Genomic DNA, 26,925 nt, shown 5'->3' on the forward strand with positions numbered 1-26,925 from the left:
GTGGCAGGCATCGAACCGGAAGAGCAGCTCAAGGAGCTCGGCGCGACACTGTCCAGTATCGAGCAGGTGCTGGACCTCGACGCCATGCGCCGCGACATCGCCGAGCTGCGCGAGCAGTCGGCCGACCCCGACCTGTGGAGCGACCAGGACCGCGCCCAGTCGGTCACGCGCCGCCTGTCGCACCTGGAGAGCGAACTCGGCCGGGTCGAGGGCCTGCGGCAGCGGGTCGACGACGCCGCCACGCTGTACGAGCTCGCCCAGGAGATGGACGACGCCGACACCCGCGCGGAGGCCGACGAGGAGCTCGCGGCGCTGCACAAGGCCGTCCAGCAGCTCGAAGTGCGCACCCTCATGTCGGGCGAGTACGACGCCCGGGAGGCGCTGGTCACCATCAACGCGCAGGCCGGCGGCGTGGACGCCGCCGACTGGGCCGAGCAGCTCCAGCGGATGTACCTGCGCTGGGCCGAGCGGCACGGCTACCCCACCGAGGTCTACGAGACGTCCTACGCCGAAGAGGCCGGGATCAAGTCGACCACGTTCACGGTCAAGGCCCCCTACGCGTACGGGACGCTGCGCGGCGAGCACGGCACGCACCGCCTGGTGCGGATCTCGCCGTTCGACAACCAGGGCCGCCGGCAGACCTCGTTCGCCGGCCTGGACGTCGTCCCCGTCGTGGAGCAGAGCGACCACGTCGACATCGACGAGAACGACCTGCGCGTGGACGTGTACCGGTCGTCCGGGCCGGGCGGCCAGGGCGTCAACACCACCGACTCGGCGGTGCGGATCACCCACCTCCCCACCGGGATCGTCGTGTCCTGCCAGAACGAGCGCAGCCAGCTGCAGAACAAGGCCACGGCCATGAACGTCCTGCAGGCCAAGCTCCTGGAGCGCAAGCGCCAGGAGGAGGCGGAGAAGATGTCCGAGCTGCGCGGCGAGGGCACGAGCAGCTGGGGCACGCAGATCCGCAACTACGTGCTGCACCCGTACCAGATCGTCAAGGACCTGCGCACCGGCGTCGAGGCGGGCAACCCCTCCGCGGTGCTGGACGGCGACCTCGACGAGTTCATCGAGGCCGAGATCCGCTGGATGCGCCAGCAGGAGACGGCCTGATCCCAGCCCGCTCAGGCGGGGCGAGGCAGAGTTCCCCATTCGCAGCGTGACTGCACGGTCACTCTGCGAAGATGGCGCGTGGTCCGGATCAACCGTCGCCATTCGGGGGGCCTCATGGCCGCACGCACACATGTTCCGATCAATCCACTCGCCGGCGCGCTGGGCGGCTGCCTGCTCGTCACGGCGCTGACCGCCGGCTGCTCCGGCTCCGGCTCGCCCGCCGAGGCGGCAAAGGCCAAGGGGACGCCCGCGCTCACCAAGGCGCAGGCCGAGCAGGTGCTCGCCTCCTTCGCCGAAGGGCTGAACCGCGCGGGCAAGCGGCTCAGCGCCAAGGCGCTGCACACCGTCGAGACCGACCCGCAACTGTCGATGGACGTCGCGGCGCTGAAACTCCGGCGCGCCGTCCGCAAGCCGCCCGGCAAGCTGGCCTTCACCAGCAGCGCGTTCTACATCCCGCGCCTCACCGGCCACCCGCGCTGGTTCGCCGCCGACACCACCACCGGCACCGGCGACCGGACGCTCCGCCACGCGCTGCTGTTCACGCAGGACAAGCCGGGGTCGCCGTGGCTGCTCGCCGCCGACCCCTACATCGCCGAACCGGCCCTGCCCAAGGTCGCCCTCGACCCGGAGGGCTTCGCCACCCCGGTCGACCCCGCCACGCAGGACCACCTCGCCGTCGCGCCCGCGAAACTCCCGCAGGCGCACGCCGCCCTGCTCACCGACGGCCCGAACGCGTCCGGCGCCGCCCTCCTCGCGGACGGGGCGCGCACCAGCGAGACCTACAAGGCGCTCAAGCAGGGCGAACGAGCCCTCGCCGGACGCGGCGTCACGCTGTCGTCCCGCTTCACCCCCGCTCCGTTCAAGGTCTACGCGCTGCGCACCAAGGACCGCGGGGCGATCGTCTGGTATGTCCTGAAGCAGAATGAGGCGTACTCCGCCACGAAACGGGGCAGGCTGTCGGTGAGCGGGGATCTTGTCGGGCTCGCCCCGGCCAAGTCCGCCAGGACGCGCATGGACACCACCGTCCTCGTGCAGTACCTGGCCACCGTTCCACCCAAGGGCCGCGCCACGGTCAACGGCATGTACCGCAAAGCCGTCCTCGCCCAGGGCTCCTGAACTCCGTCGGATGCCGGGCGGTCCAGCTCTTCTGACCGCTGCAGCCGGACCGCACCGGCATCCGACGGGCGGTGTTCATTTGTTTTCCCTCGGCGGTCGGGCCTTGGCGGCCCTTCCTTCCACGGGAAAACGGCGATCGCTGCATCGCTCCGGCTCGCCTAGCGGCTCGCTGCGCGATCAGGTTCTTGCTTCGCTCGAACCTGGCTTCGCACGCGATCGCAACGCGGCCCTTGTCGCAACTTGAGCTTACGGACGTGTGCCTTGACGTCCGTGCTCGGTTGCGGCGCTGGCCGAGGCCCGCGCGCCCGTGACCCGATAGTGGGTGTGGTCTTGCTGGCGCATGGCTGCGACACAGTCCTGGGCTGCGCTTGGTTGCGGCGGTGGCTTAGGCCCGCGCGCCCGTGACCGATAGTGGGTGTGGTCTTGCTGGCGCATGGCTGCGACACAGTCCTCGGCTCCGCTTGGCTGCGGCGGTGGCCGAGGCCCGCGCGCCCGTGACCGATAGTGGGTGTGGTCTTGGTGGCGCATGGTTGCGGGAGGCTGGGGCTGCGCTTGGGTGCGGTGGTGGCTGACGACCGCTCGGCCGTGGCCGTGGTTGCGTCAGTGCGAATGGGGCTCCATCGCGGACGTTCCTGATGGCTGTTTTCGCGGTGCCGTGCGGGTTGCGGCCCTGTGGCGTGTTTGATGTACCACCGTTGGTAGGTGGGGTGAGTTCTACACTGGCGCGGATATGTGGGGCTTGTCTCGTATTTTCGGCGGGGTGAGGCGTGCGCGGGGTGAGGTTTGTGGTGGCGGTTGCGGTGGTTGTTGGGCTGGGTGGGTGTTCTGGGGGTGGGGGTGGTGGCGGGGGTGCTTCGGTGGGGGTGAGTGCGTCGCCGGCTTTGTCGGGGGGCGAGGCGCTCACGGTGCTTCGGGGGTGGGCGGAGCGGCATAACAAGGCCATTACCTCGGGTGATGAGCGGCTCTGGCGGGAGGCCGTGACGGGGGCGCTGGCCTTGCCCGTTGAGGCTCGGGTTCGGACCTATGGGAAATTGTCCGCTTCTGCGGAGATTTCGCTGGTCAATCCGGTGTTCTACGTTCCTCGGTTAGAGGGCTCCCCTAAGTGGTTCGGGGTTGCCGCGCTGGAGCGGTCTGGGGGTGTTGAGCAGCAGGTTCTTGGGGTTTTCGTGCGGAGTAGTGGTGGGTGGCGGGCGGCGCACTGGCTGGCGTTTCGGGGGGAGCCGCCGCGGATCGCCTTTGATGCGGAGGGGTACGCGATCGCGGTTGGTGATCGGGGGCTGCCGGGCGCGCATGCGAAGTATCTGGCTCGTGGTGATGAGGGCGGTGTGGTGCCTGACGCCTATTCGCGAAATGCCCGGGTGAAGGGTGTGGGTGATTGGCGCGGGGCGGCTGGGGCGTTCACGCCTGGGCCCGGGGCGTCTTACTCGTTGCGGACGACGGATGGCGGGGCGCTCGTCTGGTACGCGGTGCAGCAGAAGCAGGTGGTGAGTGGGGGCACTGCTGCGGGCCTGCCCGTTGAGGTTCGTGACTATCTGGGTGGGCGGCCGGGGAAGTCCGTCGCGGTTACGTGGCAGTGGTTGGCCATTGGGTACGCGCCTGCTTCTGGGAAGGGGCGTGTGCTCGGGGAATCGGTTTCGTTGGTGTCCGCGCGGTGATGGCGCCCGTCCCGGAGTGGGACGGGCGCCATCGTGCTACGCCTCGCTGGACGGGAGGGAGCTCGCGGTCACCAGGGTGCGGATCGCGCCCAGGGCCACCGAAAGGGTCGCCAGGTCGAAGCTGTCGCTCTCCCAGATCTCGCTGAGCGTCTGCTGCGCGCGCTGGACGGCCGGCTTGTTCTTGTCCGCCCAGTGGATCATGCGCTCCTCGGGCTGGCCGCCGGGCTCGCTGGTGACGAGGACGTCGCGGGTGAGCGCGGCGTGGGCCGTGTAGAGGTCGTCGCGGAGCGCGGAGCGGGCCAGCGTGCGCCACTTGTCGTCGCGCGGCAGGGCGATGATGCGCTCGCGGAGCCGGGACAGCTGCAGCCGGTCGGCGAGGTCGAAGTAGACCTCGGCGACCTCCTCCACCGGGCGGCCCGTGTCGTGCGCGACGCCGACCAGGTCGAAGGTGGAGTAGGCGGGGACGAACGCGGCGCAGCGCTCGGCCAGGTCGTCCGGGACGCCGAGTTCGGCGAAGCCGTCGCGGCGCTGCTCGAAGGCCGACAGGTCCAGGCCGACGAGGAGCTTGGACACGTGCGCGCCGAGCGTCGCCGCGCCGCCGCTGAAGAAGTCGATGCTCTCCCGGATGTCGAACGGGGGCCGCCGGTTGTGCAGCAGCCACCGGGCGGCGCGCTCGGTGAGCTTGCGCGCCTCAAGCCGCATCGCTATCTGCGTCGACTCCTCCACCTGGTGGGAGAGGCTCTCCACGTCCCGCCAGAACCGCGGCATCTCGAACACCTCGCGGGCGACGAGGTAGGCGCGGGCGATGTCGGACGCCGACGCGCCCGTCTCCTCGTTCATGCGGAACACGAACGTGGAGCCGCTGGCGTTGACCACGTCGTTCACGACGGCGGTGGTGATGATCTCGCGGCGCAGCGGGTGCCGGTCCATGTAGCGGCGGAACCGCTCGCGCAGCGGGGTCGGGAAGTAGTCGACCAGCCACGACTCCAGATAGGGGTCGTCGGGCAGGTCGGACGCGACGATCTGGGCGTCCAGCGCGAGCTTGGCGTAGGCGAGCAGGACGGAGAACTCGGGGCCGGTGAGGCCGAGCCCGGCCTGGCGGCGCTCCACGAGGGCCTTGTCGTCCGGCAGGAACTCCAGGCGCCGCTTCAGCCGACCGTCGCGTTCGAGCTTGCGCATGTAGCGGGCATGGACGTGCAGCATCGCGGGCGCCTGCGCGCGGGCCGCGGCGAGCACCACGTTCTGCGCGTAGTTGTCGCGCAGGACGAGCCGCCCGACCTCGTCGGTCATCTCGTAGAGCAGGCCCTCGCGCTGCTTGGCGGTCAGCTCCCCGTCCCGCACGACCTGGTCGAGCAGGATCTTGATGTTGACCTCGTGGTCGGAGGTGTCGACGCCGGCGGAGTTGTCGATGAAGTCGGTGTTGATGATGCCGCCGTTGAGCGCGAACTCGATCCGGCCGAGCTGGGTGACGCCGAGGTTGCCGCCCTCGCCGACGACCTTGCAGCGCAGCTCGGCGCCGTCCACCCGGACGGGGTCGTTGGCCTTGTCCCCCACGTCGGCGTTGTTCTCGGCGGACGACTTGATGTAGGTGCCGATGCCGCCGTTCCACAGCAGGTCGACCGGGGCCCGCAGGACGGCCCGGATCAGCTCGTACGGGGTGAGCGCCTTCACGCCCTCCTCGATCCCGAGCGCGGCCCGCATCTGCGGGGTGATCTGGATCGACTTGGCGGTGCGGGGGAAGACGCCGCCGCCCTTGGAGATCAGCGCGGCGTCGTAGTCGGCCCAGCTGCTGCGCGGCAGCTCGAACAGCCGGCGGCGCTCGGCGAACGAGGCGGCCGCGTCCGGGTCGGGGTCGACGAAGACGTGCCGGTGGTCGAACGCGGCGACGAGCCGGGTGTGCTCCGACAGGAGCATGCCGTTGCCGAACACGTCCCCGGACATGTCGCCGATGCCGACGGCGGTGAAGTCCTCGCTCTGGACGTCCTTGCCGAGCGAGCGGAAGTGGTACTTGACCGACTCCCAGCCGCCGCGGGCGGTGATGCCCATCGCCTTGTGGTCGTAGCCGACCGAGCCGCCGGACGCGAACGCGTCGCCGAGCCAGAACCCGTACTCGGCGGCGACGCCGTTGGCGATGTCGGAGAACGTCGCGGTGCCCTTGTCGGCGGCGACGACCATGTAGGTGTCGTCGCCGTCGTGCCGGACGACGTTCGGCGGCGGGACGACCTTGCCGTCCACGAGGTTGTCGGTCAGGTCGAGCAGCCCGGAGATGAAGTCCTTGTAGCAGGCGATGCCGGCCTTCTGCCAGGCTTCGCGGTCCACCGACGGGTCGGGGAGCTGCTTGCCGACGAAGCCGCCCTTCGCGCCCGCCGGGACGATGACGGTGTTCTTCACGGCCTGCGCCTTGACCAGGCCGAGGATCTCGGTGCGGAAGTCCTCGCGCCGGTCGGACCAGCGGAGCCCGCCGCGCGCCACCGACCCGAACCGCAGGTGGACGCCCTCGACCTTCGGCGAGTACACGAAGACCTCGTACATCGGCCGGGGCTGCGGCAGGTCGGGGATGCGCGCCGGGTCGAACTTCATCGCCAGGTACGGCTTGCCCTGGTAGTGGTTCGTGCGGAGCGTCGCCTGGACGAGCGCGAGGTAGGCGCGGAGGATGCGGTCCTCGTCGAGGCTGGCGACCTCGTCCAGCTTGCCCTGGAGCTCCTCGGTGATGCCGGCGCTGCGCTCCTCCTCGCCGCCCTGCAGGGACGGGTCGAGGCGGCTCTCCCACAGCCGCACCAGCAGGCGGGTGATGGAGGCGTTGCGCAGCAGCACCTGCTCCACGTACCGCTTGGAGAACGTCGTGCCGGTCTGCCGCAGGTACAGCGCGTAGGCGCGCAGGATCATCGCCTCGCGCCAGGTCAGCCCGACGTGCAGGACGAGCGCGTTGAACCCGTCGTTCTCGATGTCGCCGCGCCACAGCGCGGTGAAGGCGTCCTGGAAGAGGTCCTTGATGGCCTCCTCGGGGACGTCCGCCGGCGGGACGTAGCGCAGGCCCAGGTCGTAGATCCAGAACCGGCGGTCGTCGGTGGTGCGGATCTCGTACGGGCGCTCGTCTATCACCTCGACGCCCATGTTCTGCAGCAGCGGCAGCACCCGGGACAGCGAGATCGGCTCGCCCAGCCGGTAGATCTTCAGCCGCCGCTCGCCCGGCTGCGCGTTGTACGGCTCGTACAGGTTGATCGAGGTGGCGCCGTCCTCGCCGAGCTCGTCGAGGCGGCGCAGGTCGGCGACGGCGGTGCGGGCGGGGAAGTCGGCCTTGTAGCCCTCGGGGAACGCCTCCCCGAACGCGCGGCCGAGGGTGCCGGAGCGCTCCTCGCCGCACTGCTCGACGACGGCGTCGGCGAGGTCGTCCTCCCAGGAGCGGGTGGCGTTGGCGAGCCGGTCCTCCAGCTCGGCGACGTCGACGACCGGCAGCGGGCGGCCCCGCTCGCCGCGCACGACGACGTGCAGCCGGGCGAGCAGCGACTCGGTCACGTTCGCGCTGTAGTCGACGCTGACGCCGTCGAACGCCTCCTTCAGCAGGTCCTGGATGCGCAGCCGCACCTTGGTGGTGTAGCGGTCGCGCGGGAGGTACACCATGCACGACATGAAGCGGCCGTACAGGTCCTGGCGGAGGAACAGCTTCAGCTGGCGGCGCTCGCGCAGCCGCAGCACGCCGAGGGAGATCTTCAGCAGGTCGTCGACGGAGATCTGGAACAGCTCGTCGCGCGGGTAGCTCTCCAGCACCTCGATGAGGTCCTGGCCGTCGTAGCTGTCGGCGGTGAACCCGGCGCGCTCCAGCACCTCCTCCAGCTTGCGCTTGAGGACGGGCACGTGCCCGATCGACTCGCTGTAGGCGACGTGCGTGAACAGCCCGAGGAAGCGGCGCTCGCCGACGACCTCGCCGGACTCGCCGAACTTCTTCACCCCGATGTAGTCGAGGTACAGGGGCCGGTGGACGGTGGAGCGCGAGTTCGCCTTCGTCAGGATCAGCAGCCGCTTCTCGGTGGCCCGCTCGCGGACCTCGGGCGGCAGCGCCGCGAAGCTGTCGGACTCGCGCTTGTCGCTGCGCAGGATGCCGAGCCCGGTGCCCGGCTCGGGCCGCAGCGCGGTGCCGTCGCCGGTGAGCGTGTAGTCGCGGTAGCCGAGGAAGGTGAAGTGGCCGTCGGCGAGCCAGTCGAGCAGCTCGACGCCTTCGGCGAGCTCCTTGTCCGGCAGCGGGGGCCGCGCGTCCTGGATCGCGGCGGCGACCTCGCCGGCGCGGGCGCGCATCTTCGGCTCGTCCTCGAAGGCGACCCGGACGTCCTGCAGGACGCGCAGCAGGTCCTTCTCCAGCGTGTCGAGGACGCCGCGGTCGCTGGTGCGGTCCACCTCGATGTGGATCCACGACTCGTCGACGTCGGTGTCGCTGTCGAGCTTGTGGCGGAACGCCTTCAGGTGGCCCGCGACGTCGCGGTCCACGCCGAGCAGCGGGTGGACGATCAGGTGCGTGGTGAGCTGGTGCCGGGTCAGCTCCATCGTCACCGAGTCGACGAGGAACGGCATGTCGTCGGTCACGACCTGGACGATGGTGTGGCCGGGGTCCCAGCCGTACTCCTCCAGCGTCGGCGTGAAGACGCGCACCTTCGCGCGCCCCTGCGGGCGCTCCTCGCCGAGCGTCCGGTGCGCCATCGCCGGGCCGCAGATGTCCGCCGGGTCGCGGGCCATGAGGTCCTCATGGTCGACCTGCCGGTAGTAGAGCCGAAGGTAGTCGAAGACCTCCTCGACGTCACCGCCGCGCGCCCCCGGACGCTGCGCGCACGTTTCGGCGGCCCGCCTGAGCAGGTCGTCCTTCGCTTGATCGAGCATGCCGCCCATCAACAACAACTCCCCTTGAGACCCTTCGCCACCTCGTTGTGGCGCCGCTCACTGCACGAGCGTAGCCAGGAATCGCCGCAAAGCCGACCTGCTCCGCGGCAAGGTCAACGTGGCCTACGCCACCCTGCCAGCCCGGCCCGCCCCCGCGCCGGTTCCCATGCCGAGGGGGTGAACAGGGGGAGGTCAGGCGTCGCCGCTTCCTTCGGCTCCGCCGCCCGGGGGCGTCTCGGGCGGCGTCTCCGGCGGCGTCTCCGGCGGGGTGCTGGACTGCGTCGGGGTCGGCTTCGTCGTCGACTTCGTGGGCGTCGGCTGGGTCGGGGTGATGGGCGTCGTCGGCGTATCGGTCGGCGCCGGGCTGTCGCTCGGCGTCTCGCTGCCGGTCGGGGACGGCGTGTAGGACGGCGACGTCGACTGCTGGACGGGCCGCTGCCGCGACGGCGGCGCCGAGCTCGGCAGGACGTCGGTCGACGCGGGCGGGGCGCTCGGGTCGCTGACCTTCTGGCCGGCCTTGCCCTTGTCGCCGGAGCCGAGCATCAGCACGGACGAGACCACCACGATCGCGACGAACAGCGCCGCGGCGCCGGCCAGCAGGGCGGAGCGTCCGGAACCGGCGAGCGCGTACCGCAGCCCGCCGCGTCCGTCACGTCCGTCACGCCCGTCGGCTCCGCCGGGCTCGCCGACCGTGACGAGTTCGGGGGGCAGCGTGTTGTCGGCGGCCCACCCGGCGGGGGTGGGCGGGAGGCCGTACTCTTCGACGCCCGGATCGGTGCCCTCCGGGGCGTCGGCGTCGTGGAAGGCGGCGACCGTCTCCACGGGCTCGTGCTCCGCGGCGGCGGCCGGGAGGGGCTCGAAGTCCTCGTCGCCGGCCTCGGCGGCCCGCACCGACCCGGCCGCGAGCATCGCGGTCTCGTCGGTGCCGCCGGTCCGGGGCGCGGGACGTCCCGTGCTCGCGGCCTCGTCGTGCCCGAGCAGCCGCATCAGCACCTGCCGGGCGCCGGGGCGCAGCTCGGGGTCCTTCTCCAGGCAGTCGAGGACCAGGTCGCCCAGGGGGCCGTCGAGGCCGCCGAGGTCGGGCTCCTCGTGCAGGATCCGGTTGATCACGGCGGGGATGGTGTCCTGCCCGAACGGGGGCTCCCCGGTCGCGGCGAACACCAGCGTCGCGGCCCAGCAGAACACGTCCGCGGGCGTGCCGACGTCGTCGCCGCTGATCTGCTCGGGCGCCATATAGGACGGGGTGCCGATCACCCGGCTGGTCAGCGTGGTGGCGCCGCTGATCGCGCGGGCGACGCCGAAGTCGATGACGCGCGGGCCGTCCGGGCCGATCAGCACGTTGTGCGGCTTGAAGTCGCGGTGCACGATCTTCGCCTGGTGGATCGCGGCGAGCGCCGTCGCGGTGCCGACGGCGAGCCGGTCCAGCGCGGCGCCGCGCAGCGGGCCCTCGTCCAGGACCTGCTGGTTCAGCGACGGGCCGCGCACGTACTCGCTGACGATGTAGGGCCGGTCGCCGGTCGCGTCCGCGTCGATCACCTGCGCGGTGCAGAACGGCGCGACCTGCTTGGCGACGTCCAGCTCGCGCAGGAACCGGGCGCGCGCCTTGTCGTCGGACGTCAGCTCGGCGTGCAGCAGCTTGATCGCGACCTGCCGGCCGTCCTCGGCGGCGCCGAGGAACACCGTGCCCTGTCCGCCCTCGCCCACCCGGCCGATCAGGGCGTACGACCCCAGCCGATCCGGATCACCGGACCGCAGCGCCCCAATCTCCATGCGTGGAACCGTCCCTCTCTGGATCGACGGGCCGTGCTCCCGGCCCGGATCACCCCTCCGACTGTGTGACGCCCGAACCCCGAGGGAAGTTGACCCGATCCGGCGGGTACCCACCTTAATGGCGTCTGTTCACACAGCGATACCGACGAGCACGATGTCACACCGGGGACACTGGTGGCATGGCAATGCTCGACGGGCGCCGTGTCCATACGCGCGCCGAACTCATGGCCGAGTACGGGCTCGGGCGCAGCACGCTGGAGAAATGGCACCGCGAGCGCGCGTCCAACGGCCATCCGGAGCCGGTCGGGACGGTCGGCTCCCAGCTCGCCTGGGACGCCGCCGACTGGGACCGCTGGTACGCCGCGCACCGCGCCAAGGACGTCCCGCCGGGCCTGGCGACGCGCGACGAGCTGGCCGCGCGGCACGGCGTCAGCCGACACCGCCTCAAGCAGCTGTGGGCCGACCGCGCGTCCAACGGCCATCCGGACGTCGCGCACCGCTCCGGCAAGGCGATGTACTGGGACGAGGCCGCCTGGACGTCCTGGTACCGCGCCCTCGGCGACCGTCCCGCCGACGAGGGCCCCGACGATCTCGTGACGCTGGCGGACACGGCCCGCATCCTCGGCCTCGCCCAGACGAGCGTCACCGTCTACGCCAAGCGGCCGCCCGCCGGCTGGCCCGAACCGGCGCAGGTGGAGCCGCTGGGCGGCGGCCGCGTCCGCCGCCTCTACCGCCGCCGCGACATCCTCGCCTACGCCGCCTCCCGCACCCGCTGATCTCCCGAAATCTCGGTACGCTAGAAGCATCTCGCCCATACGATGTCACCATCCGTCATCAACAGGGAGCTCAGTGTCATGGCAGTCGCGGCCATCGCGCATTACACGCTGTCGGACACCCCGTACGCCCTATGGGCCAGGGGTGAACTCGCCGATGAACTCCACCTCCCGGACGACGGCACTCGGGTCGAGGTCATCGGAGGAGAGATCGTCGTGTCACCCGCTCCCGTCTTTCGCCACAATCTCATCGCGAAAGCCATCGACCGTGCCATGTACGCGGCGGAGACAGCCGATCCGGACTTTCGCTGGGAATCGGTGCAGGCGAGCGAGCTGAATCTCGTGCCGGTCAAGGACGGCTGCATCCCCGATCTCCTCATCATGGACAAGCGGATCGTCGCACAGGTCGACGATGAAGACCGCAGACACGTGCTGCCCCAAGAGGTGGAGGCGGTAGCCGAGATCACGTCGCCGTCCAACGCGGGAAACGATCGGCCCCCGCGGCTTGTGCAGGCACCGGGCACCAAGTGGAGCGCCTACGCCAAGTCCTGCATCCCCTTCTACCTGCTCGTCGACCGCGACCCCCGGATGCCCGGCGTCACGCTCTACGGCGAGCCGGACGTCCAGGCGGGAACGTACGAGCCCCTCCACACCTGGAAGTTCGGCGAGATCGTCAAGCTTCCGGAGCCGCTCGGCTTCGAGATCGACACCGAGCGGTGGAAGCCCTGGACGGAGTGACGGCTACGGGGTGAAGTGGGTGAGCACCTCCGGGTTGGCCATGGAGTCGCGGTTGGCGGCCTTGTCGACCGGGGTGCCCTGGAGGATCTTGCGGACGGGGACCTCCAGCTTCTTGCCCGACAGCGTGCGCGGGATGCCGGGCACGGCGGTGATCTCGTCCGGGACGTGCCGGGGCGACAGCGACGACCGGATCTCCCGCCGGAGGTTCCGCACCAGCTCGTCGGTGAGGGACGCACCCTCGGCGAGCTGGACGTACAGGAGCAGCCGGCCCTCCTGGCCGAGGCGGCCGGTGTCGATGACGAGGCTGTCGGTGATCTCCTCGAACGCCTCGACGACGCGGTAGAAGTCGGACGTGCCCATGCGGACGCCGCCGCGGTTGAGGGTGGAGTCGGAGCGGCCGTAGATGACGCAGCCGCCGTCCGGCAGGATCTTGATCCAGTCGCCGTGCCGCCACACGCCCGGGTACATGTCGAAGTAGGAGTCGCGGTACCGGTCGCCGTGCTCGTCGTTCCAGAAGAACACCGGCATGGACGGCATCGGCTCGGTGATGACCAGCTCGCCGACCTCGTCGATGACGGGCTTGCCGTCCTCGGCGAACGCCTCGACCTTGGCGCCGAGACCGCGGCACTGGATGACGCCGGCGCGCAGCGGCAGCAGCGGCGACGGGCCGACGAAGCCGGTGCACAGGTCGGTGCCGCCGGAGAACGAGCCGAGCAGCAGGTCCGCGCCGACCGCGTCGTACACCCAGGCGAAGCCCTCGGGCGGCAGCGGGGAGCCGGTGGAGCCGATGCCGCGCAGGCCGGACAGGTCGTGGTCCTCGCCGGGGCGGCGGCCCTCCTTGGCGGACGCCGTGATGTACGGCGCGCCGACGCCCAGGTAGGTGACGCCGCTGTCGGCGGCCAGCGACCACAGGTCGAGCGGGGCGCCGTCGTACATGACGATGGTGGAGCCCACCAGCAGGCCGCCGATGAGGTAGTTCCACATCATCCAGCCGGTGGTGGTGAACCAGAAGAACACGTCGTCGGGGCCGAGGTCCTGGTGGAACGACAGGGCCTTGAGGTGTTCGAGCACCACGCCGCCGTGCCCGTGCACGATGGGCTTCGGCAGCCCCGTCGTGCCGGACGAGTACACGACCCACAGCGGGTGGTCGAACGGGACGTCCTCGAACTCCAGCGTGTCGCAGTCGGCGCGCGGCAGCTCGCCGTAGTGCATGCCGACCCGCAGGCCCTCGGGGGTCGCGGCGGGGTCGAGGTAGGGGATCAGGACGGTGGCGGCCAGGCTCGGCAGCGCGGCCTCGATCTCGCCGACGGTCTCCCGCCGGTCGAAGTGCTTGCCGTTGTAGGCGTAGCCGTCCACGGCGATCAGGACCTTCGGCTCGATCTGCGCGAACCGGTCGATGACCGAGGACGACCCGAAGTCGGGCGAGCACGACGACCAGATCGCGCCGAGCGACGCCGTCGCGAGGAAGCAGACCAGCGCCTCGGGGATGTTCGGGACGTAGGCGGCGACCCGGTCGCCCTTGCCGACGCCGAGCCCGGCCAGGCCCGCGCGGACCTCCGCGACGTGCAGCGCCAGTTCCCGGTACGTCAGCACGCGGTGCCCGCCCGCCTCCGACCGGAAGATCACCGCGGTCTCGTCGGGGGTCTCGTCCGCGCGCCGCAGCGCGTTCGCCGCGTAGTTGAGGGTCGCGCCGGGGAACCACTTCAGGCCGTCCACCGGCATCGGCCCGCCCGACCGGACGGGGCCGTCGCCGCGCTCGCCGACGACGTCGAAGTACGACCAGATCGCGTCCCAGAAGGCGTCGACCTCGGTGACCGACCAGCGCCAGAGCTCGTCGTAGGACTCGGTGCGGACGCCCCGCTCCCACAGCCAGTGGATGAACCGGGTCACCCGCGCGTTCGCGACGACCTCCTCCGACGGCTCCCACAGCGCCGAACCCTCGGATACCTCACCGGCCATCTCTCTCCCTCCCCGCCGCGCCACGCCGCGCGGCCATCCCAATATCGGCCCGCCCCCGCACACGGCGCAACCTGCCCGATCACCCCGCCGCTACGCGCTCGAAGCCCCGCCACATCCCAGGCGAAACCCCGTCCGCGAGCAACCCCGGCCGCCCACACCGCACGCGGCCGGGACATCCTCACCGTCCACACGACCCGGTTTCCACAGGGCCCGGTTTTCCACAGGACCGCATTCCAGTTCCGCCGGTCTCCGCCGCCCGCGACACTGCCGGTACGGGGTCACGCCGGGGGAAGGGACGGATCGGCATGGTGTCAGAGGCGGGTCAGGCCGGCGACGGCGTTGACGACGGCGTCGGTGTCGGCGAGGGTCGCGAGGACGGCGTCGGCCCCGGCGGCGCGGAGCTCGGCCTCGGTGGCGCTGCCGCTGGCGACCGCGATGATCGGGGAGCCGGCGATGTGCGCGGCCTGGACGTCGCGGGGCGAGTCGGCGATGTAGACGGTCGCGGCCTCGGGGTAGGCGGCGCCGTGCCGCTCCCCGGCGCGGGTGCGGGCCAGTTCGAGGAGGGCGGCCTTGCTGTACACGCCGTTCTCGTAGCCGCCCGCGGCGAGGTCGAGGCGGCCGGCGAGGCCCAGCTCGGTGACCTTCAGCATGGCGTTCGGCTGGATCGAGCCGGTCAGCACGGACTGGACGACCCCGGGGACGTGCGCGAGCGCCTCGACGGCCTCCGCGGCCCCGGCGAGCACCCGCCCGTGGGCGCGCAGGTCGGTGCGGCGGGACGCGAACGCCTCGGCGAGCGCGTCGAAGAAGGCGGGCAGGTGGTCGTCGGTGGTGACGACGTCGTTGAACGCGAGCGTCTCGAAGATGATCTCGGACTCGGTGCGGCCGGGGGTGGGGGCGAGCCGGACCAGCGGCCGCCCGATGGTCCGCTGGAACGCCTCGGCGTAGGCGTCCCGGGTGACCCGCCCGACGTCGACCAGCGTGTGATCGATGTTCCACAGCACCAGACGGTTCAGCGTCGACATCCCGTTCCCATGCGCGGTCGGAGGAGCACCGGCGGGCGCCGGAGCCGGTGCCCGCCACGGTCAGCGACCTTATCGTCCGGTCTCCCGCCCTCGACCGCAACCGCCCTGTCAGGGGCCCATGTGGGGGTAGCGGTAGTCGGTCGGCGGGACGAACGTCTCCTTGATCGAGCGGACGCTCGTCCAGCGGGTGAGGTTGAAGACGGAGCCGGCCTTGTCGTTGGTGCCGGACGCGCGGGCGCCGCCGAACGGCTGCTGGCCGACGATCGAGCCGGTCGGCTTGTCGTTGATGTAGAAGTTCCCGGCGGCGAAGCGCAGCCTGTCGGTGGCCTCGGCGACGGCGGCGCGGTCCTCGGCGATGACGGCGCCGGTGAGGCCGTACTCCGAGACGCCCTCCATCTGGGTGAGGACGGTGTCGTAATCGCCGTCGTCGTAGACGTGCACGCCGAGGATCGGGCCGAAGTACTCGCGGGTGAAGATCTCGTCGGTCGGGTCGGACGACTCCAGGACCGTCGGGCGGACGAAGTAGCCGCGCGAGTCGTCCACCTCGCCGCCGACGAGGATCTTCATGGTGTCGATGCCGCGCGCGCGGCCGATGGCGGCGCGGTGCTTGGCGAAGGCGCGGTCGTCGATGACGGCGCCCATGAACGTCGACAGGTCCTCGGCGACGTTGCCCATGGTGAGGGACGCGGTCTCGGCGAGGAAGTCGTCCCGCATCCGGTCCCAGACGGACCGCGGGATGTAGGCGCGCGACGCGGCGGAGCACTTCTGGCCCTGGTACTCGAACGCGCCGCGGACGAGGGCGGTCTTGAGGACGGCCGGGTCGGCGGACGGGTGCGCGATGACGAAGTCCTTGCCGCCGGTCTCGCCGACGATCCGCGGGTAGCCCCTGTAGCCGGCGATGTTCTCGCCGATCGTCCGCCAGAGGTTCTGGAAGGTGGCGACGGAGCCGGTGAAGTGCAGGCCGGCGAGGTCGGGGTGGCGCAGCGCGACGTTGGAGACGGCGCGGCCGTTGCCGGTGACCATGTTGATGACGCCGGGCGGGAGGCCCGCGGCCTCCAGCAGCCGCATCGTGAAGTGCGCGGCGAGCTGCTGGGTCGGGGACGGCTTCCACACCACGACGTTGCCCATCAGCGCCGCCGACGTCGGCAGGTTCCCGGCGATCGCGGTGAAGTTGAACGGGGTGATCGCGAGGACGAACCCCTCCAGCGGCCGGTACTCCAGCCGGTTCCACACGCCGGGCGGCGACAGCGGCTGCTGCTCGTGGATCAGCTGCGCGTACCCGACGTTGAACCGCCAGAAGTCGATCAGCTCGCAGGCGGCGTCGATCTCGGCCTGCTGCACCGACTTGGACTGGCCGAGCACCGTCGCGGCGTTCACCGTGGCGCGCCACGGCCCGGCGAGCAGCTCGGCGGCGCGCAGGAAGATCGCGGCGCGGTCCTCGAAGGCCATGGCCCGCCAGCCGGGCGCGGCCTCGTGCGCCGCGACGACGGCCTCGGTCACGTCGGCCTCGGTGGCATCGCCCATCCGGCCGAGGACGTGCGCGCGGTTGTGCGGCTCCACGACGTCGATCGGGGTGCCCGCGCCCATGCGGTGCTCACCGGCGATCGTCATCGTCAGCTCGGTCTGCGTCCCGCCGAGCTCCTTGATCCGGGCCTCCAGCGCGGTGCGCTCCGGGCTGCCCGGCGCGTATCCCTTCACCGGCTCGTTCGCCGGTACGGGCACGGTGGTGACGGCGTCCATCTCAGGCTCCCTGCACTCCGACGGCAGTGTCGATGTGCCGGGACCTACCCGCCCGGACGGCCGAGTACCGCCCGCCGCCGGTCAGTCCAGCAGGTGCTGGAGTTCCTGGGTGGCGAACCAGAGGAGTTCGTGGCCCTCGGCGCCGTCGACGGTGAAGAGGGCGTCGTCGTCGCCGGCGTCGGCGGCCGGGAGGGCCTCGGCGGCGGCGGCGATGTCGGCGGCGGCGCCGGGGTCGTCCACATGGCCGGAGGCGATCTTCTTCCACGGGACGGCCGCGGAGACCTCCACCAGGGCGCGGTCGCCGTTGGCGGGGGCGGCGTCGCCGCGCGGCCAGGCGACGGCGTCATCGGGGACCTCGGCGGCGAGGACGACCCGGCGGCGCGGTGCGGACGGGTCGGCGGCGAGCAGCCGCAGGGAGGCGCGGGCGGCGGCGGTCATCGCCGCGTACTCCAGCTCCTCCAGGTCGCCGCTCGCGTACCACTCCCGGAGCGCGGGCGTGACGGCGTGGGCGGCGAGCGGCGCGGGGCCGATCTCCCGCGCGGCGTGGACGCCGGCGAGGAGCGTGAGCGTGGACGGCAGATAGACGCGCATGACGGCAGCAGTCTGCCAGACGGTCAGGGCAGCAGCTCCAAGCCGCGCAGTTCGGCGATGGTGGTGTCGGGGTCGGTGTGCAGGATGCCGCGGATCCCGAGCGCCTCGGCGGCGCGGATGTTGTGCTCGATGTCGTCGATGAAGACGCAGTCGGCGGCGTCCAGGCCGAGCAGGTCGAGGGCGTGCCGGAAGATCCGCTCGTCCGGCTTGCGCATGCCGACCTCGGCGGAGATCACGACCGCGTCGAACAGGTCGGCGAACAGGTCGTGCGGGTACTCGTTGCCCCAGGAGTTGGACAGCAGCGCGGTGCGGGTCCCGGCGGCGCGGGCCGCGCGGAGCGCGTCGTACATCGGCTCGACGGGGCTGAACGCGGCGAACATGCGGGCGATGAGGCCCGGCGCCTCGACGGGGCCGCCGTCCACGGTGAGCAGCTCGGCGGCGAGCCGCCGCTCGAACTCGGCCACCGGGAGCGAGCCGTCCTCCAGCCCGTGGATCGGGTTGGTCCCGCCGCCGTCGTACGCCTGCTTCACCCAGGCGCGCATGACGTTCTTGTAGTGGCCGGCGTCGATGCGGTCGGCGTCGATCCAGCGGGCGACGGCGTCGGCGAGCGGGGAGGTGAGGACGCCGCCCCAGTCGGTGATGACGGCTTTCACGGGTGGTTCTGAGGGCACGCCCCGATGGTAGGCGATCCCGGACGTCCCGACCGAATAGCGTTCTGCCAGAATGCGCGCATGGACTTCGAACTCAGCCCGAAGGCACGCGAGTACCAGGACCGCCTCCAGGAGTTCATGGACGAGTTCGTCTACCCGGCCGAGCCGGTGTACACGGCATGGCGCGCGGAGAACGACCCGCACGCGCTGCCGCCCGTCGTCGAGGAGCTGAAGGCCGAGGCGCGCGGGCGCGGGCTGTGGAACCTGTTCCTGCCGGACGTGTCCGGGCTGACGAACCTGGAGTACGCGACGCTCGCGGAGCTGACCGGCCGGTCGCCCGACCTCGCGCCGGAGGCGGTCAACTGCGCCGCGCCCGACACCGGGAACATGGAAGTCCTGCACATGTTCGGCACGGACGAGCAGAAGCGGCGGTGGCTGGAGCCGCTGCTGAACGGCGAGATCCGGTCCGCGTTCGCGATGACCGAGCCGGAGGTGGCGAGCTCGGACGCCACCAACATCGAGACCTCGATCGTCCGGGACGGCGACGAGTACGTGATCAACGGCCGCAAGTGGTTCATCACCGGCGCCGCCGACGAGCGCTGCAAGATCTTCATCGTGATGGGCAAGACCGACCCGGACGGGCCGGTCCACCGGCAGCAGTCGCAGGTGCTGGTGCCCCGCGACACCCCCGGCCTGACGATCGTCCGGCATCTGCCGGTGTTCGGCTACCAGGACCAGCACGGCCACTCCGAGATCGTGTTCGAGGACGTCCGGGTGCCGGTGTCGAACCTGATCGCGGGCGAGGGCGACGGCTTCATGATCGCGCAGGCGCGGCTCGGGCCGGGCCGCATCCACCACGCCATGCGGGCGCTCGGCATGGCGGAGCGGGCGCTGGAGCTGATGTGCCGCCGCGCCGTGGAGCGGGTCGCGTTCGGCGGTCCGCTCGCGAAGCAGGGGGTGGTGCGCGAGCAGATCGCCGAATCGCGGATGGCCATCGAGCAGGCCCGGCTGCTCACCCTGAAGACGGCCTGGCTGATCGACCGGCACGGGGCCAAGGGCGCCCGCACCGAGATCGCCGCGATCAAGGTGGTGGTGCCCCGCATCGCCCACGAGGTACTCGACCGGGCGATCCAGGTGCACGGCGGCGCCGGGGTCTCCGACGACACGCCGCTCGCGGCGATGTACGCGTGGGTCCGCGCCATGCGGATCTTCGACGGTCCGGACGAGGTGCACGTGCGCACCGTCGCCCGGCAGGAACTGCGCCGCTACGAGAGCTGATCCGCCATGGGTGCTCGACCGCGGCCGCGGCTCGCACGGCGCGGACCCCCCTGATCGGCCGGCGTCTCCCCCGCCGGTCCGTCCCTCCCGGTGCGCGGCCCTCCGCCGTCGCCGCACCGGTCCCCTGTCACCAGTAAGGCTCGCTCAGGCGGACCTCAGCCGCTGGAGGGCCTCGCGGACGCCGCCGTCCGCCTCCTCCAGCACCGTCGTCGCCCGCGCCGCGGGGACCTCGCCGAGCAGCGAGACCAGCGCGACGCGGGTGTTGCCCCCGGCTTCGTTGAGCGCGTTCTCGCAGGTGCGGGCGTCCATCCCGGTCGCCTCGGTGAGGATGCGCACCAGCCGCGCGCGCAGCTTGGCGTTCAGCGCGTTCACGCTGATCATCAGGTTGGAGTAGGTGCGGCCCATCCTGATCATCAGCGTGGTGGAGAAGGAGTTGAGCACGAGCTTGGTGGCCGTGCCCGCCTTCATCCGGGTGGACCCGCTGATCACCTCGGGCCCGGTGGCGAGCCCGATGTGCACCTCCACCTCGTCCCCGTACGGGGTGTGCGGGTTGCAGCTGATCAGCGCCGTCCGCGCCCCGACCGCGGCGGCGGCGCGCAGCGCCCCCACCACGTACGGGGTGCGGCCGCTGGCCGCGATGCCGACGGCGATGTCACCGGGCCGGACGTCGCGGGCGTCCCGGCGGCCGAGGTCGGCGTCGTCCTCGACGTCGGAGACCGCCTGCGACAGCGCGCCCGGCCCGCCGGCGTGGTGCGCGACCACCCGGCCCCAGATGCCGAACGTCGGGGGCAGCTCGGCGGCGTCGATCACCGCGAGCCGGCCGGACGTGCCGGCGCCGAAGTAGTGCACGCGGCCCCCCGCGCGCAGCGACTCGACCGCGAGGTCCACCAGCCGGGCGACCTCGGGCAGGACGGAGGCGACGACCGTCGGCACGGTCGCGTCCTCGGAGTTGATCAGGCGCAGCACCTCCATGGTCGGCAGCGTGTCGACGTCGAGGGTGCGGGGGTTCCGGCCCTCGGTGGGGAGCTCGCAATCGATCACCGACGCCTCCGGTCGGGTCGCACGGTCCGTCCGCGGACCGCCTCGAACGTGGCTTCCAGGGCCTTGCGGGTCGGCCCGTAGGTGCGCTGCGCCACTCCGACGAAGACGCAGTCGACCACCGTGAGCTGCGCCAGCCGGCTGGCGGTGGCGCCGGAGCGGAAGGTCGTCTCCCGTGCGGCCGTCGTCAGGATGAGGTCGGCCACCTCCGCTATCGGGGACTTCGGGAAGTTGGTGAGCGCCACGGTGCGGGCGCCCCGGGTCTTCGCGACCTCCAGCGCGTCGATGGTCTCCACCGTCGCGCCGGTGTGCGAGATGCCGATCGCCACGTCGCCGTTGCCGAGGACGGCGGCGCTGGTCAGCATGATGTGCGCGTCCGCCCAGGCGGAGCAGACGCGGCCGATGCGGTGCAGCTTCTGCTGGAAGTCGGCCGCGACGAACGCGCTGGCGCCGACGCCGTAGACGTCGACCCGGTCGGCGGCGACGACCGCGTCCACGACCTGTTCGAGCATCTTGATGTCGAGCTGGGAGGCGGTCTCCTCGACGGCGCGGGCGTCGGCGAACGTGACCTTCTCCACGATCTGCTCGAGGGAGTCGTCGGGGCTGATGTCGCTGCCGATCACCCGTCCGCCGCTGGCGCTCTGCGCGCGCCCGGCCTCGGTGGCGAGGGTCAGCCGCAGCTCCGGGTAGCCGTGGAACCCGATCGCGCGGCAGAACCTGATGACGGTGGTCTCGGACGTGCCGCAGGCCTGGGCCAGTTCGGTGATGGTGGAGTTGGCGACCCCTTCGGGGTCGTCGATGACGCGTTGCGCCACTCTTCGCTCGGCGGGGGGCAGCGAGGGCAGCAGGGAGCGGACCCGCACGACCGTGCTCAGCGGCGTGGCGTCCCTGCCCGGCGCCGCCGTCTCCGGCGGTGCGCCGGGCTCCCCCGTGATCCCCCGCTCGGGGCCCTGTTCAGGGCCGATGGGTTTCCTCATGGAGGAAATTTTCTTACGCACAGGATGTCACGTCAACGGTAGAAAAGGCTACGGTCGCCATGTGTTGACCCATTTGGCCGGTCCTTACGTGGTCGGTATCGACGCGGGTGGCACGAAGACCCGCTGCGTCGTGCTGACGCTAGGGGGTGCCCTGGCCGGTTCCGGCACCGGCCCGGGGGCCAACCCCAACTCCGGAGGCGACACCGCGGGGGCGCTGACCACCGCCCTGCGGGAGGCGCTCGGGGACCTGGACCGAACCCACATCCTCACCGGCGTGTTCGGCATCGCCGGCGCCGGCTCGGCCGGCCGGCCCGCCGCCGTCGCGGCGGCCCGGCGGGCCTGGCAGGCCGTCGGGCTGCGCGGCTCGCCCGCGGTGGTGACCGATATCGCGGTGGCGTTCGCCGCCGGAACCAGCGAGCCCAAGGGCATCGTGGTGTTCTCCGGCACGGGCGCCGGCGCGGCGGTCATCAGCGACGGGACGATCGTGCAGCGCGCCGACGGCTACGGCTGGCTCGTCGGGGACGAGGGTTCGGCGGTCTGGCTCGGGAAGGAGGCCGTCCGCGCGGCGCTCGCCGCCTACGACGGCCGCGGCTCCCCGACCCTGCTCACCGATTCGGTCCCCCGGGCGCTGCTCGGCGCCACCGTCGTCGCGGAGATCGACGCGGAACGGCGAAGACCCCGCCTTCCCCGGGCGCTGGCCATGGCCGGCGCCCCTTCGTCGTCTTCGCCGGCACCGGGCGGTCCGGTGCCGGCGCAGGCCGCGTCGTTCGGCTCCGGAACGGTACCCCCCGGCGGGGGCGGCACGGGCACCGCCGTGCTGCTCCACGATTGCCCCCATCCCTCCGTCCCCTGTCCCCAGCCCGGCGGCGCGCCACCGGGCCCCGGGCACACCGGAGCCGGACCACCCGGCTCACTGGGGCCGCCGGGCCACCCGGCGGCCCCCGGTCCGTCCGGGTACCCCGCACTGCCCGGCACCCCGCCGAACCCCCGGCTCGCCCAAGCGATCATCAAGGAGGTCTACGGCCGCCCGCCCGCGGCCCTCGGCCGGCTCGGCCCGGTGGTCGCCGCCGCCGCGGCCGCCGGCGATCCCGTGGCCAGGCGCATCACCGACGAGGCCGCACAGTGGCTGCTGCGCGACGTCGACGCGGTGCGCCCGGCCCTGTCCGATCCAGGGGCGCCGGTCGTGATGCACGGCTCGGTGCTCCGCGAAGGCCCCGTCGCCGAGGCGGTCCGCACCGGGTTGCGCGACCGCTTCGACGAGGCGCCGCGCTGCGCCGGCGACGGAGCCGTCGGCGCGGCCGGGATGGCGCTGCGCCGCCTCGGCCACCCCCTGCCCGGCTGAGCGGTCCGCCCGCACGGCGGAACCCGCCGAAGCCCGGCCCCCGGTCCGGCTGCTCCCCGACCCAGCCCGGCCGGTGCACGGATGGACGGCACCGCGGCCGTCCGGTTCATCGCGATGGACCCCCACACGATCCGCCCGACTCCGGTGAGTCAGGGGTCCATCGTGATCCATGCTGTGGCCAGTGGGACGGCAGTCGCCGCGAGAACCCGCTGAGCCGTCCCTCCTGCGCGCGACGTCCCCGTCCGACCCGTGCGAACTCCCGCCGCGACGTGCGCGACGCGCCCGGAGATCGAGTCGACAGCGCGCCGGGGAGCGGCTAGCGTCGCGGGCGTCCGATGCGACCGAGGAACCGAGACCACGTCGGGGGGCCTGGTCAGGTGCGTGCTTCACGTCCCCTCGCGGTCGCGGCGGCGGCCCTGCTGATCGGCGGGATCGCGGGCTGCGGCGGCGGGAGCGGCAAGGGCGGGCGGACGCCGTCCGCCGGATCCGGCACGCCGTCCGGCTCGCCGCAGGCGGCGTCACCGGCCCCGGAGGCGTGGATCGCCGCCCGGGTCGCGAAGATGAGCGTGCAGGAGAAGGTCGGGCAGCTGTTCGTGCCGACCTTCGCGAGCCGCGCCGACGCCCTCGCCAAGATCCGCAAGTACCACGTCGGCGGGCTCATCTACTTCCCGCAGAACTTCGGCTCCCCCGCGAAGACGGCCGCGCAGTCCAACGCGCTGCAGAAGGCGTCCGCGATCCCGCTGCTGCTCGGCGTGGACGAGGAGCAGGGCATCGTGTCGCGCACCCCGTTCATCACCCGCTTCCCCGGCAACATGGCGCTCGGCGCCACCCGGAACCCGGAGGACGCCCGCGCCGCCGCCCGCGTCACCGGCGCCGAGCTGCGCGCGGTCGGCATCAACCTCGACTACGCGCCCGACGCCGACGTCAACGTGAACCCGCGCAACCCGGTCATCGGGCTGCGCTCGTTCGGCTCCGACCCGGCGCTCGCGGCCCAGCTGGTCACCGGCGCGGTCGGCGGCTACCAGGACGCCGGGGTCGCCGCCGCCGCCAAGCACTTCCCCGGGCACGGCGACACCGCCGTCGACAGCCACACCGGGCTGCCGGTCATCAAGCACTCGCCGAGCGAGTGGGAGCGGATCGACGCGCCCCCGTTCAAGGCGGCGGTCGCGGCCGGCGTCGACATGATCATGACGGCGCACCTCGTCGTCCCGAAGCTGGACCGGTCGGGCGACCCGTCCACGCTGTCGAAGACGGTGCTGACCGGGCTGCTGCGCGGCAAGCTCGGCTACCAGGGCGTCATCACGACCGACTCGCTGCAGATGGCGGGCGTCCGGGAGAAGTACGGCGACGCCGGCGTCCCGGTGCGGGCGATCAGCGCCGGCGCCGACCAGCTGCTGATGCCGCCGAGCCTGCCGCGCGCCTACAACGCGGTGCTGCAGGCCGTCCGCGCCGGGAAGATCAGCGAGAAGCGGCTGGACGAGTCGGTCACCCGCATCCTGCGGCTCAAGCAGCGGCGCGGCCTGTTCGACGGGACGGCCGCCGACCCGGCGAAGGCGAGCGCGGCGGTCGGCACGGCCGCGAACACGGCCGCGGCCCGGCGGGTCGCCGAGCATTCGATCACCCTCGTCCGCAACAAGGGCGGGCTGCTGCCGCTCAAGGGCAGGAAGGTCGCGGTGACCGGGCCGGACGCCGCGCGGCTCCAGGCGGCGCTGCGCAGCCGGGGCGTCGCGACCGCCGCTCCCGGCGCCGCCGACGTCATCGTGCTGACCACGCACAACGCGGGGGCGGCGACCGCGTCCCGGGTCCGCGCGCTCGGCTCGAAGCCCGTCGTCGTCGCCGCGCTCGGCCGCCCCTACGACCTCGACGCGTCCGGCGGCGCGCAGGCGACGCTCGCCGCCTACTCCTCCAGCACGGTGTCGGTGAACGCCCTGGCGGGAGTGCTCAGCGGCGCGGTGAAGCCGACCGGGAAGCTCCCGGTCCCCGCCGGCGGGCAGCCCGCGGGGCACGGCCTCGGCTACCCGTAGCCGGGGCCGATGGACGCGGGGGCCGCTTCCTGGGAGGATCAGGCCGCCTTCTTCCCCCAGGGAGGTCGCCGTGTACGCCCGTCCGCTGCTCGCCGCCGCGCTGCTCGTGCTCCCGCTGCTGGGCCTCGGCGCCTGCGGCGGGCAGGACGAGGTCACGATGCCGCCGCTCACCCCCGAGCCCGGCGACTCCCAGTTCTTCGACGTGCCGGCGTCCACGGCCGCGACGGCGTCGGCGAAGGAGACCTTCCCGGCGCGGCTCGTCCTCTTCAAGTACCTGCGCGGCGTCGCGGCGGGGAACCCGAAGGTCTGCGCCTACCTGACGCCCGCCTACCAGCGGGAGGCGTTCGGCGGGCCCGCCGCGTGCCGCACCGGCTTCGCGGCCGCCCGCGCGAAGCTGCGCCCGCAGGACATCGCGGCGCTGCGCGGCGTGTCCGTCCCCGCCTGCGAGCCGGGGCCGGGCGAGGGCGAGTACACGGTCCGCTTCGAGGACCTGGCCTGGAAGGGCGAGCCCGCCCGCGCGGGCGGGCCGCTGGCGGCGAGCTTCACCCTCCGCAAGACCGGCGCCTACTGGCAGATCACCGTCTGACCGTCACAGTCCCAGGTCGGCGAGACCCGGCAGATGGACGCGGGCGGCGTCGCGGGCCTCCCCGGCCGTGCGGGCGCCGCGGGCCGCGGCGGCGGCCTCCCGGCACTGCTCCAGGGTGTGCTTGGCGAGCGCGGCCCGCACCAGCGGCAGCGACGGGGCACTCATCGACAGCGACGTCACCCCGAGCCCGACCAGCACGCACGCGAGCGCCGGGTCGCCGGCCGCCTCCCCGCACACCCCGCACGGGACGCCCGCGGCGGCCGCCGGGGCGACCAGGTCCAGGACGGCGGGCTGCCACGGGTCCTGTAGGTGGGCAAGGCCGCCGACCTGCCGGTCCGCCGCGCACGCGTACTGCGTCAGGTCGTTGGTGCCGATGCTGAAGAACTCCACCTCGGCGGCGACGTCGCGGGCGCGCAGCGCGGCCGCCGGCACCTCGATCATGACGCCGGGGTGCTCGATGCCGGCGTCCCGGCACTGCTCCGCGAACCAGGCCGCGTCCGCCGCGTCCGTCACCATCGGGGCCATGACCTGGAGCTTCACGGTCAGGTCGGTGGCGGCGCGGGCCAGCGCGGCGAGCTGCGCGGCCAGCACGTCCGGATGCCGCACCGACATCCGCACGCCCCGCTCGCCGAGCGCCGGGTTCGGCTCCTCGCCGGGCGCGGGCAGGAACGCCAGCGGCTTGTCGGCGCCGGCGTCGAGCGTCCGGACGACCACGCGGCCCGCCGGGAACGCCTCCAGCACCTTGCGGTACGCCTCCTCCTGCTCCGCGTCGGACGGCGGGGTCGCGCGGTCCAGGAACAGGAACTCGGTGCGGTACAGGCCGACGCCCTCGGCGCCGTTCGCCAGCGCCTGCTCCAGGTCCTTCGGCCCGCCGATGTTGGCGAGCAGCGGCACCTTGTGGCCGTCGGCGGTCGCGCCCGGCCCGGTGAACTCCGCGAGCGCGGACCCCCGGGCGGCGGCCGCTTCGCGCGCCGACCGCACCTCCTCCTCCGACGGGTCGATCCGCACGGTCCCGGCGGCGCCGTCGACGAGCACGCGGGTGCCGTCGGCGAGCGACGCCGCGCCCGGCAGCGCCACGACCGCGGGCACGCCCATCGTGCGGGCGATGATCGCGGTGTGGCTGGTCGGCCCGCCCTCCTCGGTGACGAACGCGACGACCTGCGCCGGGTCGAGCACGGCCGTGTCGGCCGGGGCCAGGTCCCGGGCGACGAGCACGAACGGCTCGTCGGACTCCGGGACGCCGGGCACCGGCAGCCCGAGCAGCCGGGCGACCGCGCGGTCGCGGATGTCGTCCAGGTCGGCGACGCGCGCCGCGAGATACTCGCCCGCCCCGGCGAGCATCTCCCGGTAGACGCCGAACGCCTCGAACACCGCGCGCGCGGCCGCGACGCCCTCGCCGACCTTGGCGCCGACGCCGTCGGCGAGGCCCGGGTCGCGGGCCATCAGCGCCTGCGCGTTCAGCACGTCCCGGCCGTCGGTGTTGCCGGCCGCCGCGGCGCGCTCCCCGCGCGCCTCCAGATCGGCGGCGACGGCCTCCAGCGCGGCCAGCGCCGCGGCCCGCTCCGCCGCCGCGTCCCCGCCGTGCCGGTCGCCGGCCGGCGGCTCCGGGACGTCCCCGGCGACGCGCAGCACCGGACCGGCGCCGACGCCCGGGCTGACTCCCGCGCCCTGCAGTACGCCCGCCACC

At 72.7% G+C, this 26,925-nt stretch carries 18 protein-coding genes; 8 read left to right on the forward strand and 10 right to left on the reverse strand.

What is annotated here, in order from left to right; translation table 11 throughout:
* Both prfB and ACGFI1_RS17275 read left to right on the forward strand, forming a co-directional pair.
* On the forward strand, positions 1 to 1,110 hold the full coding sequence (gene prfB / locus ACGFI1_RS17270) for a peptide chain release factor 2 (RefSeq protein WP_138642224.1): 1,110 nt from the start codon (positions 1 to 3) through the stop codon (positions 1,108 to 1,110).
* A gap of 114 nt (positions 1,111 to 1,224) precedes the next feature.
* Positions 1,225 to 2,226, forward strand: a complete 1,002-nt coding sequence (locus ACGFI1_RS17275; protein WP_386873708.1) for a hypothetical protein — start codon at positions 1,225 to 1,227, stop codon at positions 2,224 to 2,226.
* Positions 2,227 to 3,917: 1,691 nt separating this feature from the next.
* Here the strand turns inward: ACGFI1_RS17275 and ACGFI1_RS17280 are convergent.
* Entirely contained in the window at positions 3,918 to 8,759 is a 4,842-nt protein-coding gene (locus tag ACGFI1_RS17280) for an NAD-glutamate dehydrogenase (protein WP_392786213.1), read from the reverse strand.
* 183 nt (positions 8,760 to 8,942) lie between these two features.
* Positions 8,943 to 10,520, reverse strand: a complete 1,578-nt coding sequence (locus ACGFI1_RS17285) for a serine/threonine-protein kinase (RefSeq protein WP_386873706.1) — start codon at positions 10,518 to 10,520, stop codon at positions 8,943 to 8,945.
* 179 nt (positions 10,521 to 10,699) lie between these two features.
* On the opposite strand from ACGFI1_RS17285, the gene ACGFI1_RS17290 reads away from it, so the two are divergent.
* Both ACGFI1_RS17290 and ACGFI1_RS17295 read left to right on the forward strand, forming a co-directional pair.
* Positions 10,700 to 11,296, forward strand: coding sequence for a hypothetical protein (locus tag ACGFI1_RS17290; RefSeq protein ID WP_392786215.1), 597 nt, complete (start codon positions 10,700 to 10,702; stop codon positions 11,294 to 11,296).
* Positions 11,297 to 11,374: 78 nt separating this feature from the next.
* Entirely contained in the window at positions 11,375 to 12,031 is a 657-nt protein-coding gene (locus tag ACGFI1_RS17295; RefSeq protein WP_386873704.1) for a Uma2 family endonuclease, read from the forward strand.
* 3 nt (positions 12,032 to 12,034) lie between these two features.
* Here the strand turns inward: ACGFI1_RS17295 and ACGFI1_RS17300 are convergent, their stop codons facing one another.
* The 5 genes from ACGFI1_RS17300 to ACGFI1_RS17320 form a co-directional block, all read right to left on the reverse strand.
* Entirely contained in the window at positions 12,035 to 13,990 is a 1,956-nt protein-coding gene (locus ACGFI1_RS17300) for an acetoacetate--CoA ligase (RefSeq protein WP_392786217.1), read from the reverse strand.
* Between the two features lie 311 nt (positions 13,991 to 14,301).
* Positions 14,302 to 15,012 (reverse strand): HAD family hydrolase, encoded by a 711-nt coding sequence (locus ACGFI1_RS17305; protein WP_392786219.1) that lies wholly within the window; start codon positions 15,010 to 15,012, stop codon positions 14,302 to 14,304.
* Between the two features lie 108 nt (positions 15,013 to 15,120).
* The gene (gene pruA / locus ACGFI1_RS17310) at positions 15,121 to 16,752 is read right to left on the reverse strand and encodes an L-glutamate gamma-semialdehyde dehydrogenase (RefSeq protein WP_392786220.1); all 1,632 of its coding nucleotides are present in this window, start codon (positions 16,750 to 16,752) and stop codon (positions 15,121 to 15,123) included.
* Positions 16,753 to 16,833: 81 nt separating this feature from the next.
* Positions 16,834 to 17,343, reverse strand: coding sequence for a DUF6912 family protein (locus ACGFI1_RS17315; RefSeq protein ID WP_392786222.1), 510 nt, complete (start codon positions 17,341 to 17,343; stop codon positions 16,834 to 16,836).
* A 23-nt stretch (positions 17,344 to 17,366) separates the two neighbouring features.
* A complete protein-coding gene (locus ACGFI1_RS17320; RefSeq protein ID WP_392786224.1) occupies positions 17,367 to 18,014 on the reverse strand; it encodes an HAD family hydrolase in 648 nt (215 codons plus the stop codon).
* Positions 18,015 to 18,074: 60 nt separating this feature from the next.
* On the opposite strand from ACGFI1_RS17320, the gene ACGFI1_RS17325 reads away from it, so the two are divergent.
* Positions 18,075 to 19,271: an acyl-CoA dehydrogenase family protein gene (locus ACGFI1_RS17325; protein WP_386873699.1), complete on the forward strand. Its 1,197-nt coding sequence runs from the start codon at positions 18,075 to 18,077 to the stop codon at positions 19,269 to 19,271.
* Positions 19,272 to 19,415: 144 nt separating this feature from the next.
* Here ACGFI1_RS17325 and ACGFI1_RS17330 read toward each other — a convergent pair whose 3' ends face one another.
* On the reverse strand, positions 19,416 to 20,312 hold the full coding sequence (locus ACGFI1_RS17330; protein WP_386873698.1) for an N-acetylmuramic acid 6-phosphate etherase: 897 nt from the start codon (positions 20,310 to 20,312) through the stop codon (positions 19,416 to 19,418).
* Positions 20,309 to 21,286: a MurR/RpiR family transcriptional regulator gene (locus ACGFI1_RS17335; protein ID WP_240808349.1), complete on the reverse strand. Its 978-nt coding sequence runs from the start codon at positions 21,284 to 21,286 to the stop codon at positions 20,309 to 20,311. Before ACGFI1_RS17335 ends, ACGFI1_RS17330 begins: the two co-directional genes overlap by 4 nt.
* 61 nt (positions 21,287 to 21,347) lie before the next feature.
* Here ACGFI1_RS17335 and ACGFI1_RS17340 point away from each other — a divergent pair, with 61 nt between their 5' ends.
* The 3 genes from ACGFI1_RS17340 (at position 21,348) to ACGFI1_RS17350 (ending at position 25,238) form a co-directional block, all read left to right on the forward strand.
* Entirely contained in the window at positions 21,348 to 22,628 is a 1,281-nt protein-coding gene (locus ACGFI1_RS17340; RefSeq protein WP_301176076.1) for an N-acetylglucosamine kinase, read from the forward strand.
* A gap of 377 nt (positions 22,629 to 23,005) precedes the next feature.
* A complete protein-coding gene (locus ACGFI1_RS17345) occupies positions 23,006 to 24,652 on the forward strand; it encodes a glycoside hydrolase family 3 protein (RefSeq protein ID WP_392786226.1) in 1,647 nt (548 codons plus the stop codon).
* A 70-nt stretch (positions 24,653 to 24,722) separates the two neighbouring features.
* Positions 24,723 to 25,238, forward strand: coding sequence for a hypothetical protein (locus ACGFI1_RS17350; RefSeq protein ID WP_392786228.1), 516 nt, complete (start codon positions 24,723 to 24,725; stop codon positions 25,236 to 25,238).
* Positions 25,239 to 25,241: 3 nt separating this feature from the next.
* On the opposite strand, the gene ptsP is transcribed toward ACGFI1_RS17350, so the two are convergent.
* A complete protein-coding gene (gene ptsP, locus ACGFI1_RS17355) occupies positions 25,242 to 26,924 on the reverse strand; it encodes a phosphoenolpyruvate--protein phosphotransferase (protein ID WP_392786229.1) in 1,683 nt (560 codons plus the stop codon).
* Position 26,925 lies beyond the last annotated feature (1 nt).

The organism is Actinomadura geliboluensis, assembly GCF_043197915.1.
GTDB classification, from domain to species: domain Bacteria; phylum Actinomycetota; class Actinomycetes; order Streptosporangiales; family Streptosporangiaceae; genus Spirillospora; species Spirillospora geliboluensis.